The 12,545-nt window shown below is 57.4% G+C and carries 10 protein-coding genes; 8 read left to right on the top strand and 2 right to left on the bottom strand.

What is annotated here, in order from left to right; translation table 11 throughout:
• The first annotated feature begins 235 nt into the window (after positions 1 to 235).
• From lgt to ACQZ51_RS07725, 6 genes are all read left to right on the top strand, one after another.
• The gene (lgt, locus tag ACQZ51_RS07750) at positions 236 to 1,045 is read left to right on the top strand and encodes a prolipoprotein diacylglyceryl transferase (protein WP_448776628.1); all 810 of its coding nucleotides are present in this window, start codon (positions 236 to 238) and stop codon (positions 1,043 to 1,045) included.
• Positions 1,046 to 1,060: 15 nt separating this feature from the next.
• On the top strand, positions 1,061 to 2,161 hold the full coding sequence (locus tag ACQZ51_RS07745) for a class I SAM-dependent methyltransferase (protein ID WP_448776286.1): 1,101 nt from the start codon (positions 1,061 to 1,063) through the stop codon (positions 2,159 to 2,161).
• 144 nt (positions 2,162 to 2,305) lie between these two features.
• Positions 2,306 to 3,100, top strand: a complete 795-nt coding sequence (gene pgeF, locus ACQZ51_RS07740) for a peptidoglycan editing factor PgeF (RefSeq protein WP_448776285.1) — start codon at positions 2,306 to 2,308, stop codon at positions 3,098 to 3,100.
• A gap of 1 nt (position 3,101) precedes the next feature.
• Positions 3,102 to 4,253 (top strand): M24 family metallopeptidase, encoded by a 1,152-nt coding sequence (locus tag ACQZ51_RS07735; protein ID WP_448776284.1) that lies wholly within the window; start codon positions 3,102 to 3,104, stop codon positions 4,251 to 4,253.
• Positions 4,254 to 4,338: 85 nt separating this feature from the next.
• Positions 4,339 to 5,049, top strand: a complete 711-nt coding sequence (locus ACQZ51_RS07730) for a hypothetical protein (RefSeq protein ID WP_448776283.1) — start codon at positions 4,339 to 4,341, stop codon at positions 5,047 to 5,049.
• 242 nt (positions 5,050 to 5,291) lie between these two features.
• A complete protein-coding gene (locus ACQZ51_RS07725; RefSeq protein ID WP_042617306.1) occupies positions 5,292 to 6,224 on the top strand; it encodes a ribose-phosphate pyrophosphokinase in 933 nt (310 codons plus the stop codon).
• 82 nt (positions 6,225 to 6,306) lie between these two features.
• Here ACQZ51_RS07725 and adh read toward each other — a convergent pair whose 3' ends face one another.
• The gene (gene adh / locus ACQZ51_RS07720) at positions 6,307 to 7,824 is read right to left on the bottom strand and encodes an aldehyde dehydrogenase (protein WP_042617307.1); all 1,518 of its coding nucleotides are present in this window, start codon (positions 7,822 to 7,824) and stop codon (positions 6,307 to 6,309) included.
• A 135-nt stretch (positions 7,825 to 7,959) separates the two neighbouring features.
• Positions 7,960 to 8,919 carry a helix-turn-helix domain-containing protein gene (locus tag ACQZ51_RS07715; protein WP_448776282.1) on the bottom strand — a complete coding sequence of 320 codons (960 nt, stop codon included), beginning with the start codon at positions 8,917 to 8,919 and terminating at the stop codon, positions 7,960 to 7,962.
• A 285-nt stretch (positions 8,920 to 9,204) separates the two neighbouring features.
• On the opposite strand from ACQZ51_RS07715, the gene ACQZ51_RS07710 reads away from it, so the two are divergent.
• A complete protein-coding gene (locus ACQZ51_RS07710; protein WP_448776281.1) occupies positions 9,205 to 9,819 on the top strand; it encodes a 50S ribosomal protein L25/general stress protein Ctc in 615 nt (204 codons plus the stop codon).
• 311 nt (positions 9,820 to 10,130) lie between these two features.
• The gene (locus ACQZ51_RS07705; RefSeq protein WP_448776280.1) at positions 10,131 to 12,521 is read left to right on the top strand and encodes an EAL domain-containing protein; all 2,391 of its coding nucleotides are present in this window, start codon (positions 10,131 to 10,133) and stop codon (positions 12,519 to 12,521) included.
• The last annotated feature ends 24 nt before the right edge of the window (positions 12,522 to 12,545 follow it).

The following is a 12,545-nucleotide window of genomic DNA, read 5'->3' as shown; positions in this document are numbered from 1 at the left end:
TCTGCCGCCTTGCAAGAAAAATCAGGAAGCGACACCCCTTCAAACGCCACGGGCCCAGCCATCATTGCGCCGAAGAATCGCCTTGACCATACCTCTTTCAATCGCCATTTTCTCGCCGGGTAAAAGAATAGAAGAGGTATCCGGCGCCCAACCGTAGCACTCTTGAGTTCCTTGCTCTCAACGCAATGACAATGGAATACGCGATTTGTTTGCACCGCTGGCCCAGTTCTCGATCATGCCTTTCCCTAATATCGATCCGGTGGCGTTCAACCTGGGACCCCTGCCAATCCATTGGTATGGCATCGCCTATGTATTCGGCATCATGCTGGGCTGGTATTATGCCCGGACATTGAGCCTTACCGATCGCCTGTGGCCGCACGAAAAATCACCTATCACGCCTGTCCACCTCGATGACTTCATCGTCTGGGCCGCCGCCGGCATCGTGCTTGGCGGGCGCATAGGATACATCCTGTTTTACGATATGGGCGCCGTCGTCGCCAATCCGATCCGTGCCTTGCAGATCTGGAATGGCGGCATGTCGTTTCATGGTGGCCTCATCGGTACAACCATCGCCATGGTTCTGTTTGCGCGCCGCAACGGCATTCCCGTCTGGAGCATGTTCGACATCATCGCCGCCGTTGCACCCATCGGCCTGTTTTTCGGCCGTCTCGCCAATTTCGTGAATGGCGAGTTGTGGGGACGATTGAGCGATGCGCCCTGGGCGGTGGTCTTTCCGACTGGTGGCCCGTTTGCGCGCCATCCCAGCCAGCTTTATGAAGCCGCGCTTGAAGGCATCGTCCTGCTGATTATCCTCGCCATTCTGATCTATGGCTTCAAGGCGCTGAAACGCCCCGGCACGGTCACGGGTGTTTTTGTCTGCGGCTACGCGCTGTCGCGAATCTTTGTGGAATTTTTCCGTGAGCCGGATGCGCAGATCGGCTATCTTGCCGGGGACTGGTTGACCATGGGCATGGTTTTATCAACCCCCATGTTCCTGCTGGGCGTCTGGGCAGTTCTACGCGCGCGCCGCGCTTCGGCAGCATAGGGACCAGGTGACACCATGCCGACACCACTTGCACGCCGCATAAAATCCCTCATCCGCCTCAATGGGCCCATGAGCGTGACCGACTTTTTCGCGCTCTGCCTCGCAGATCCGGAGCACGGATACTACAAAACGCGGCAGCCCTTTGGCCGCACCGGTGATTTCGTTACCGCCCCAGAGATCAGCCAACTGTTCGGCGAAATGCTCGGCGTGTTCATCGTCCACGCATGGCAGCGGCACGGTGCGCTCGCCCCTGTTCGACTGGTGGAGATCGGCCCGGGGCGCGGCACGATGATGGCTGACATGCTGCGAGTCATCCAGCGCATCGCACCGCCCCTCTATGACGCCATGACGGTCCATCTGGTGGAAACCAGCCCGAAGCTGAGCGACATTCAACGCCAGACGCTGGCCGCCCATGGCGACAAGATTGCCTGGCATGAAAGTTTCGTGGACGTGCCGCCGGGATTTCTGCTGATTGCCGCCAACGAATTGTTCGACGCCATTCCGATCCGTCAGTTCGTGAAGACGCCGCAGGGCTTTCGCGAACGGGTGGTGGCGATGGATGCCGATGACGAACTGATCTTCACAGCCGGACTTGCCAGCATCGACCCTGACCTGCTGCCACCCCTGCCGGAGCGCCAGCAGATCGGCACCATATTCGAATATTCACCTGCCCGCGAAGCTGTGATGACAACCATTGCGCAGGCTCTCAAAAGTCAGGGCGGCGTGGCGCTTATCATCGATTATGGCTACATCGTCTCAGGCTTTGGCGACACGTTGCAGGCGCTGCGCATGCATGAATATGATCCGGTTCTGGCCCATCCCGGCGAGGCCGATCTGACCAGCCATGTGGACTTTGAAAGCCTCATGAGAACTGCGGAGAGTTTTGGCATTCACGTCAATGGCTGTCTGCCGCAGGGAGATTTCCTCTATGGCCTTGGCCTGAGGGAGCGTGCGCTGGCGCTGGCATCCAAAGCCACCCCCGATCAGGAGATGGAAATTGCCCAGGCCGTCAACCGGTTGGCGGGTGAAGGTGCTGGTAAAATGGGTGAGCTGTTCAAGGTGCTGGCAGTGTCCAGCGCGCCCGTGCATCTGCTGCCATTCCGCCCCCTGGATTGACAGGGGCACTGCCCCTGGGCCACCATTGGATAAATACGAAGCAGAAAAATCTGCCGTCTGCATCGCAAGAGATGCGCTTAACCGGAACACTCGCACGCGAATATTCGTTTCAGAATCAGCGACATCGCCAAGGAATGATACCGTATGCAGGACGAAACTCTGCCGCTGCCCATCCAGAGCCCATTGCTGGCCGCGGGCGCAAACAAGGCCATTCGCCATGGCTTCTTCACCCGTCACGGTGGTGTCTCGCAAGGCATCTATCGTGGTCTGAATGTCGGGCTGGGCTCTCATGATGTCTGCCAGTCGGTTATGGAAAACAGAAGGCGCGTTGCCCAATGGTTCGGGCTGCCAGTGGAAAAACTGGCCACTGTTCACCAGATGCACTCTCCCGATGTGAACGTCATCGACGCGAGCTATAATGGCGAAAGACTGGAAGCTGACGCGATGGTGACGGCCACGCCGGGCATCATCATCGGCGTTCTCAGTGCCGATTGCGGGCCCATTCTGTTTGCAGATGCGCAGGCAGGCGTCGTGGGTGCGGCCCATGCCGGTTGGAAGGGCGCCGTTACAGGCGTTCTGGAAAACACCATCGAGGCGATGATTGGCCTTGGCGCTGAGCGCGAGCGGATCGTGGCAAGCCTTGGCCCCTCCATCAGCCGCCTGAATTACGAGGTCGGGCCGGAGCGTGTCGAAAGCCTCAAAGATATGAACCCTGCCCACGCCACCTACCTTTCCCCCTCACCCAATGAGGGCCACGCGTTTTTCGATCTCAAGCAGCTGACCGTCGACCGGCTGGCTGGCGCTGGCGTGAGGGCAGAAAATCTCGATATCTGCACCTACCCGGATGATGACAGGTTCTTCTCCTACCGCCGAACCACGCATCTCCGAGAGCCGGATTATGGACGGCAGATTTCAGCAATAGCAATTCTGGAGAACTGATATGGCCTTGCACTTCGACGCAGCCGAATTCGAGGCACGCCGCGCCCGCCTGAGCGAGAAGATGGCAGAGGAAAAGCTGGACGCTATCCTGCTGTTTGCGCAGGAAAGCATGTACTGGCTGACGGGCTACGACACATTCGGCTACTGCTTCTTCCAGACGCTGGTTGTGAAAGCCGATGGCACGATGACGCTTTTGACGCGCTCGGCCGATCTGCGCCAGGCACGCCAGACCTCCAACATCGAAAACATCGTCATCTGGGTGGATCGCATCAATGCCGATCCAACGCTCGACCTCAAAGACCTGCTGAGCGATATGGATCTGCTTGGCTGCCGTATCGGCATCGAATTCGATACCCACGGCATGACGGGCAAGGTCGCGCGCCTCCTCGACAATCAACTCGCAAGCTTCTGCCAGATCATCGATGCGTCGGCTGTGGTGAGCGGGCTGAGACTGGTCAAGAGCCCCGCCGAAGTCGCCTATGCGAAACGCGCTGGTGAATTGGCAGATGATGCGCTGGATGCCGCGCTCAAGATCGTGGCCGCAGGGGCAGACGAAGCGGATATTCTCGCCGCCATGCAAGGCGCGGTTTTTGCGGGCGGTGGCGATTACCCCGCCAATGAGTTCATCATCGGTTCCGGCCCGGATGCGCTTCTGTGCCGCTACAAGGCAGGACGCCGCAAACTGGACGCGAAAGACCAGCTGACGCTGGAATGGGCTGGTGTCAGCGCCCATTACCACGCCGCCATGATGCGCACCATCATCATCGGCGAGCCGGATTTCCGTCACAAGGAGCTTTACAACGCCTGTGCCGAGAACATCCGAGCCATTGAGGAGGTTTTGCGCCCCGGCAACACCTTCGGGGATGTCTTCGATGTCCACGCCCGCATCATGGACGAGCGCGGACTGACGCGCCACCGCCTCAATGCCTGCGGCTATTCTCTTGGCGCTCGCTTCTCTCCTTCATGGATGGAACACCAGATGTTCTATGCCGGCAACACACAGGAAATCCTGCCCAACATGACGCTGTTCGTCCACATGATCATCATGGACAGCGACACGGGCGCGGCGATGACGCTTGGCCAGACCTACCTCACCACGGAAGGGGCGCCGGAATCACTCTCGCGCCACAGCCTTGATCTGTTGACGGTCTAAACTCGATTTGACTCGCAACGACCTCAAACCCTACATTACAAAAATATGATGGTTGGGCGGAGGACGTGATGAAGGGACATCTGACATGCGCCGGTTAGGATTGGTCATCGCAATGCCGATCCTGACCCTGGCACTATCGGCCTGCAACACCACCGATACGCTCACCCCGCTTGTGAATGTGGGGGAAAGCAACGTGCAATCGACGCCCGTCAATCAGGGCGATCTCGATCAGGTAGCCGCCGCCGCAGATCGCACGCCGACGGGCATATCATCTCAGGTCCCAGCCTACGCCCCGCAAAACACCCGACAGGCCCAGGCGCAGGCCATGACCAGCGGTGTTCAATACGGCAAGCCGGTGGCAGACCAGCCCATGCCTGCGGCGCAGCCGCAGCCAGAGGTAAAGACGGCTGCCCTCCCCGCTGGTGCATCCACGGGAACGATCCGGTTTCTGCCGATCATCGGCGCACCGGTTCAGGCTGTCACGCCTCTTTCCAGACAATTGGGTGCGGAAGCCCGGGCAAAAGGTCTGACGATCCGCCCCTCTTCGGACACCACGGCTGAAAATATTCTGAAAGGCTATCTCTCTGCCTTTGCCGATGGCGGCAATGTGACCATTGTCTATGTGTGGGATGTGCTGGATGCGAATGGTGCGCGGCTCCATCGCCTGCAGGGCCAGGAAGTTGTGCCCGCACGCGGAGCAGACCCGTGGTCTGGCGCAACAGACGCGGCCATGCAGAAAATCGCGGCCAAAACACTTCATGATTACCAGTCATGGAAAAATGCTCAACGTGGATGAGCAACCTGTGATAGAATCAAGACGGATAAGCTTCGACCGAGTCACAAAGTTTTCATGAAAATTAAGGCTAACACCCTCTGACCTATTGCATTCACGGGCAACACCGCTATTAAAGCGCCCATGGCAAAACGGCATGTCCGGCACCCATTCGGGTCGGGTATTCCTTCCCGTAGAACGACGCGGAGACCACAGCGAGCAACGTTGTAGGATCTTCAGCATTGGCATGGAAACAGGCGGCAACAATGAAGGTTTTCGCAGGCAATTCGAACCGGCATCTGGCCGAAGCGATCTGCAAGTATCTGAATGTCCCTCTTGGAAATGCCACTGTAAAGCGGTTTGCTGACCAGGAAATATTCGTAGAAATCTCAGAAAACGTGCGCGGCGAGGATGTCTTCCTCGTTCAGTCCACGTCTTTCCCGGCCAATGACCACCTGATGGAACTGCTGATCATGATCGACGCCATGCGTCGTTCATCGGCAAGACGCATCACGGCGGTTCTTCCCTATTTCGGTTACGCTCGGCAGGACCGCAAGGCTGGCCCCCGCACACCGATTTCGGCAAAGCTTGTTGCCAACCTGATTACCGAAGCCGGTGCAGACCGCGTTCTGACGCTGGACCTGCATGCTGGACAGATCCAAGGCTTCTTCGACATTCCAACCGACAACCTCTTCGCCGCGCCTATTCTGGCGCGCGACGTGAAGGAACATTACGACACCAAGAACGTCGTGGTCGTTTCGCCTGACGTTGGCGGTGTTGTTCGTGCCCGTTCGCTGGCAAAGCGTCTGGACTGTCTGCTGGCCATCGTCGACAAGCGCCGTGATCGTCCCGGCGAATCTGAAGTCATGAACGTGATTGGTGATGTGACTGGCAAGGACTGCCTGCTGATGGACGATATCGTCGATTCCGGCGGCACGCTCTGCAACGCGGCTGAAGCCCTTCTCAAGAATGGCGCGACCAGCGTTACCGCCTACATCACCCACGGGGTTCTGTCCGGCGGCGCAGTTGCGCGCGTGGCATCCTCCAAGCTGCGTGAACTTGTTATCACAGACAGCATTCAGCCAACGACCGCCGTGCAATCCGCGCACAATATCCGCGTGATCACCACCGCCACCCTGCTCGGCGAAGCGATCAACCGCACGGCCATGGAACAGTCCGTTTCTGGCCTCTTCGACTGATATTTTACGATCATCGTACCAATGAAAAAGCCGGAGCATCTGCCCCGGCTTTTTGCTGTTTGGCGTTTGAAAACGGCTGACCTCAGAAGAAGCCAAGCTTGTTGGGGCTGTAGGACACCAGCAGGTTCTTGGTCTGCTGGTAGTGATCCAGCATCATCTTGTGGGTTTCGCGACCAATGCCCGATTGCTTGTAACCGCCAAACGCTGCACCAGCCGGATAGGCGTGGTAGCAATTTGTCCAGACGCGACCGGCTTCGATGCCACGCCCTGCCCGATAAGCAAGATTGGTGTCGCGGCTCCACACGCCGGCGCCAAGGCCATAGACCGTGTCATTGGCGATTTCGATGGCTTCCTCGACCGTCTTGAAGGTGGTGACGGATACGACGGGGCCGAAGATTTCCTCCTGGAACACCCGCATCTTGTTGTTGCCTTCAAACACCGTCGGCTGGATGTAGAAGCCGTCTTTCAGATTGCCGGATAGCGATTTCTTGTCGCCGCCAGTCAGCACTTTCGCGCCTTCCTTTTTGCCGATCTCCAGATAGCTCATGATCTTGTCGAACTGCTCTTGCGAAGCCTGAGCGCCGATCATGGTGGCGGCGTTCAGCGGGTCATCCTGGCTGATGGCCTCGACGCGCTTGATGGCCTTTTCCATGAAGCGATCATAGATCGATTCGTGCACCAGAGCGCGGGACGGGCATGTGCAAACCTCACCCTGGTTGAGCGCGAACATGGCAAAGCCTTCGAGTGCCTTGTCGAGAAACGCATCATCCTCGTTCATCACATCCGCAAAGAAGATGTTGGGGGACTTACCGCCCAGCTCCAGCGTGATGTTGGTGACGTTATCAGCGGCATAGCGCATGATTTCCTTGCCGACCGAGGTCGAGCCGGTGAAAGCAATCTTGGCAATGCGGTTGCTCTGCGCCAGCGGCTTTCCGGCTTCAAGGCCAAGACCGTTGACGATGTTGACAACGCCTGGCGGCAGCAGGTCCTCGATCAGCTCCATGACGAGCAAAATGGATGCTGGCGTCTGTTCTGCAGGCTTCAGAACCACGCAGTTGCCAGCAGCGAGCGCCGGTGCAAGCTTCCATGTCGCCATCAGAATCGGGAAGTTCCACGGAATGATCTGACCGACGACACCAAGCGGTTCGTGGAAATGGTAAGCGACCGTGTCATTGTCAATCTGACCGATCGAGCCTTCCTGTGCACGGATACAACCGGCGAAATAACGGAAATGGTCAATCGCGAGTGGAATATCGGCATGCGTGGTTTCACGCAGCGGCTTGCCATTGTCCCATGTCTCGGCCCGCGCAATAAGTTCGAGATTGTCCTCGATGCGCTGCGCGATCTTCAACAGTATGTTGGAGCGTTCAGTAGCACTCGTCGTTCCCCAAGCGGCGCGCGCCTTGTGCGCAGCATCCAGTGCAAACTCGATATCGCTGGCGTCGGAACGGGGAACTTCGCAAATCTTCTGGCCCGTCACGGGTGACAGGTTATCCATATAACGTCCGGATTTCGGCTCCACCCACTGGCCGCCAATATAATTTCCGTATTTCAATTTGAATGGGGCTTCGCCGGCTTTTTGCTGGACCTGAATGTTCATGCGTTCATCCTCCCTGATGAAATGCGACCTGTATCGGATCGCCTGGGAAGGATGGTGAACCCAGAATTCTGGCCTTCATAGGGTGCCGTCGCAATACCGCAGTGCACAGTGTTTCACATATGCGACAGATGTACCTTAGTGGACCGCGAGCCTCTTCATCTTCCGGTGAAGCGTGGCGCGGCTAATCCCCAGCAGAGTTGCGGCCTTGCTGATATTGCCCTCGGCACGCGCCAGAACCCGGCGAAGCGCTGCACGCTCGGCCTCAGCCAGCTCTGCCCCCTTGTCGTGGCGCTCTTCCCGCAGGGCATCCGACGCCGGAATACCAGCCGCCAGATGCGCATCATCCAGCTTCAAGGCCAGACGTGCAGCCCGTGTGGCGCCAAGCATGATATCATCCTGATCCACGGCCAGAAGCGACAGCGCAGCCGATTGACCAGATGGCAGCATGAGGATGCGGGCACCGGGGAATGCCGCCCGGAACAGATTGCCCTCGATGCGCTGGGCAGCATCACGCACCGCCTGGGTCAGCATAGAGAATGTGAGATCATTGACGTCATCGCGGCAGGTGGAAATGTCCAGTGCGCCGGTGACATGGCCGAGATGATCGCGAATGGGCGCGGTGGTGCAGGAAAGATTGATATTGGACGAGAAGAAATGCTGGTCGCGGTAGATGGTCACGGACCGCTCATCGGCCAGCGCCGTGCCGATGCCATTGGTGCCGACACTCGCTTCGCTCCAGACGGCACCGGACCACAGGCCAAGCCTGCGAAAATCCCGATCATCCGTTGCCGCACCGCGCCGCTCCAGCGCAACGCCATCCGCATCCGTCAACAAAAGGCAACAACCGGCCTTGCCGACGCTGAGGAAAATGCGGTCCAGCTCGTCGGCACTTTCGGCAATCAGGCGTGCCGAGATTTCCCGGGCCCGGCGAAACTCCGCATCGCCCAGGAAGATGGGCTCGCTGCTTTGTTCAGGTGCCAGATGGTGCATGGTCATGCACCGCCGCCACGATGCAATGATGGGTGAACTTGCCGCAGCCGAAGGCTGGCTGGCGTTTCGATACACGTGGTCAGCATGTGCCGTGCCGTTGGTCATGATCTCCTCCCGATCTCGAACCGATGGTGCACCTGATGCGTGTCGCTTTCAACGAAAAAAAGCGTTATCCGTGTTGATGCGGCGCGGTTGCCGGGCATAAGGTGTGGCTGTGACGCAGGCCGGGGCTGAACGGACTTGCCTTTAAACCGTCTTTATACTATAGCGCCCGCATCCGTGTAGACACCCTTGGAGGCAACGCGGGCGAGACGGCTTTTGAAAGAGCTTTCTCCAGTTTGATCCGGCACGCCGGAATGAACTCTCCAGACAACCTAAAAGGATTATGCCATGAGCAAAGAATCGTATGAGCTCAAGGCCGAGGCGCGCGAACGAGTTGGTAAGGGGTCCTCTCGTGAACTTCGTCGCAACGGTTTGATTCCTGCTGTCATCTACGGTGACAAGCAAGCCCCGGTTTCTATCGCTATCTCGACAAATGAAGTCACCAAGCGCGTTCAGGCCGGTGGTTTCATGACGACTGTCGCAACGATCAACGTTGACGGCCAGATCTACAAGGTCCTGCCAAAGGATTACCAGCGCGACCCGGTCCGCGATTTCATGATGCACGTCGATTTCCTTCGCGTATCTGGCAACGCGCAGGTCACTGTTGAAATTCCAGTTCACTTCATCAACGAAGAGAAGTCTGGCATCAAGACAGGTGGCGTTCTGAACATCGTTCGTCACACAATCGAAGCCCACGTGCCTGCAGATGATATTCCTGAAGCAATCACGGTTGACCTCGATGGCTTCAAGGTCGGCGATAGCATTCACATTTCGCACATCAAGCTGCCAAAGAACGTTTCTCCTGTCATCACTGACCGCGACTTCACAGTTGCGACAATTGCTGCACCAACTGTTGCAGTTGCTGATGAAACGGAAGAAGCAGCAGAAGGCGCTTCCGAGTAATCTGTTCAGCGCATCTGCGCTGTCCATCGCTCTTTCTTTAATGCCTCGCATCGCAAGATGCGGGGCATTTTTTATGGACTTTTTCCACAACGAAACAGCAACACCGGCCGTTTCGGCCCTCTCTTCAGCAAGGGTTAATCATGCCCGGAAACGATAAGTCAAAGCTTTGGGTTTACGACTTTGCGTATTGTCGGTTGTGGAGCCACGCCAAGGCTTTGCACCGACTATCGGACGCGTCGTAATTCGAACATGAAGCTTTTATCGCATCTCTGCGGCAAGGGTTTGAAGGACAAAGGACGATATAGCTGCAGATGACCCATTCCGTTGAAAGTCGCTTTATCGCGATTGTTTCCGGCGCACTTCTTGCGTTGGTCGCGCCGCTGTTCACTATTCTGCTTATGCTTTCTCACCATGAGTCGATTGCCACCCAGCGAGATCGCCTGGAAATCCTGCTTGTCGCCAATTCGCAGGCACTTGGCCGCCCGCTTTGGGACCTTGATGACGAAACGATCAACCAGATCACAGGCACACTCGTCACCGATCCCGCCGTCTACATGGTGAAAGTCCGCGATACGCTTGGTCATCTGGACATTACCCAGACAGCAGGTTCCGTTGCCTCAGGCGATACGTCCTCAATCTCACGCGACATCGCTTACAAGAATCTGGATGGTGAGACAAAGGTCGGCACCATCACCGTTTTCTTTCAAAATGTCGGGCTGTTCAACTCGCTGAGCAACATTGAGCTGGCCTTCATCTCGATTTTCATTCTGGCGATTTTCACCCTGTTCACCGCAGCCATCATCGGCAACCGGTTGATGGTGATGAAACCGTTGCTGCGGCTGACTGCGGCAATCGAGGCGACACGCAGGCTCGGCTCCCGCCACCATGTCGACTGGCGCTCCAAGGACGAAATGGGGCGGCTGGCGCGCAGCTTCAACGAAATGCAGATTCAGCTGGAACGGGAAGAACAGGAAATCAAGAAGGCGCATCTGCGCACGACCGAGATCTACAATCGCACTCCAGCCATGTTGTTCTCCCTCGACCCGGCAGACCGTATCGCCGCCGTCAGCGATTACTGGGTGGAGGCCACTGGCTACCAGCGCGAAGATGTTCTGGGCCGCAGCTTCGCCGAACTGATCGTACCAGAAGATCGGGCACGGTTTGTGTTGCGCAAACACCATGAAGCAACGGCTGACACTAGCGCAGGCAGTTCCGAACTGACGCTCCACTTTCAATGCGGCGATGGCCGCCACATGGACGTGCTGATTGCGGAGAAAACGCTGGACCTTGGGGACGGCCACCATCGCTCCGAGGGCTTGAGCGTCATGACAGACGTGACCGAGCTTCGCCGCTCGGAACAACGCAATCGGTTGCAGGCCATTTCCGACCACCTCACGGGACTTTTCAATCGCCAGGGCTTCGAAGCCATCCTCGATGAGAAGATTCTCGACGCCGATGCGAACAATACCGAGCTTGCGTGTCTGTTCATCGACCTCGACCGCTTCAAGATGATCAACGACAATCTTGGCCATGCGGCGGGTGATGCCGTCCTCCGGACCTTTGTCGACCGCCTAAAGGGGCTTCTCACCCCGCTCGATACGGCATCGAGGCTGGGCGGTGACGAGTTTGCTATCCTGCTGACAGGACCGATGGCTGATGGACGCGCCAGCAAGCTCTGCGATGCCATTTGCTCGATTTTCGATACGCCTTTCGACGCTGTAGGCCACAATGTGCGGCTGAGTGCCAGCATCGGTCTGGCGCTTTACCCAACCCACGCAAAAACGGCGTCCGAACTGCTGCAGAATGCCGATATGGCCATGTACAGCAAGAAACGTGCGGGCAAGAACGGCGCACAGATGTTCGATCCGTCCATCATGTCGCAGGCGCGAGAGCGGGCAGACATTGAGCAGGATGTTGAACAGGCGCTGGAAGGCGACTGGCTGGAGGCGCATTTCCAGCCTATTCGCAACCTGACCAATGGCGAAACTGTTGGCTTTGAGGCATTGATGCGCCTCAACCACCCACGCAAGGGCATTCTTTCGCCCGCAGCCATCATCAATGTTGCTGAGGAAAATGGCACGATAAGACGCATCGGCACCGCGATCCTTGAACACGCCTTGCGTGATCTGGCCGCTATTTCGCATGTCCCCGCCTATTTTAATGCCTATGTTGCCGTGAATTTCTCTGCGCTTCAGTTCGAACCCGGTTTGCCCACACGCATTGCCGGCCTGCTGTACCGTTACGGCATTTTGCCCAACCGGCTGGTGGTGGAGATTACCGAAGCCGTGCTGATGCATGACGACCCGCAAATTCGCGCCGTTCTGAGCGCCATTCGCGAACTGGGATGCCGGATCGCGCTGGATGACTTTGGCACCGGCTATTCATCGCTGAGCTATCTCAACCGCTTCCCGATCGATATCATCAAGATCGACCAGTCGTTTACGCGCTCCATCCGGGATGAAGTGGCGGAGATCAGCCACAGAAGCCGTATGCTTGTGGAAGGCATAAACGCCATTTCGCACAGAATGAACTGCATCGTGATTGCCGAAGGAATTGAGACAGCAGAAGAAGAAGCGATGCTGAAAGATATTGGCGTAGATTGCGGACAGGGATATCTTTACGCAAGACCGCAGCCCATCAGCACCTTCATGGCTGCTTTCGAACAGCAGGGACTACCACGAACGGCAAATGTCAGGACGTAACGTCATCGGGGAGGATGAACGTCA

Source organism: Agrobacterium sp. CG674 (assembly GCF_053521645.1).
The sequence above is the reverse complement of the archived record's forward strand: the minus strand, read 5'-3'. Positions and strand labels throughout refer to the sequence as shown.

Bases quoted from the DNA above. Each gene is read 5' to 3' on its own strand.
- ACQZ51_RS07730 (WP_448776283.1), top strand. From the start codon at position 4,339: ATGCGCCGGTTAGGATTGGTCATCGCAATGCCGATCCTGACCCTGGCA.
- ACQZ51_RS07745 (WP_448776286.1), top strand. From the start codon at position 1,061: ATGCCGACACCACTTGCACGCCGCATAAAATCCCTCATCCGCCTCAAT.
- pgeF (WP_448776285.1), top strand. From the start codon at position 2,306: ATGCAGGACGAAACTCTGCCGCTGCCCATCCAGAGCCCATTGCTGGCC.
- ACQZ51_RS07735 (WP_448776284.1), top strand. From the start codon at position 3,102: ATGGCCTTGCACTTCGACGCAGCCGAATTCGAGGCACGCCGCGCCCGC.
- lgt (WP_448776628.1), top strand. From the start codon at position 236: ATGCCTTTCCCTAATATCGATCCGGTGGCGTTCAACCTGGGACCCCTG.
- adh (WP_042617307.1), bottom strand. From the start codon at position 7,824: ATGAACATTCAGGTCCAGCAAAAAGCCGGCGAAGCCCCATTCAAATTG.
- ACQZ51_RS07705 (WP_448776280.1), top strand. From the start codon at position 10,131: ATGACCCATTCCGTTGAAAGTCGCTTTATCGCGATTGTTTCCGGCGCA.
- ACQZ51_RS07715 (WP_448776282.1), bottom strand. From the start codon at position 8,919: ATGACCAACGGCACGGCACATGCTGACCACGTGTATCGAAACGCCAGC.
- ACQZ51_RS07710 (WP_448776281.1), top strand. From the start codon at position 9,205: ATGAGCAAAGAATCGTATGAGCTCAAGGCCGAGGCGCGCGAACGAGTT.
- ACQZ51_RS07725 (WP_042617306.1), top strand. From the start codon at position 5,292: ATGAAGGTTTTCGCAGGCAATTCGAACCGGCATCTGGCCGAAGCGATC.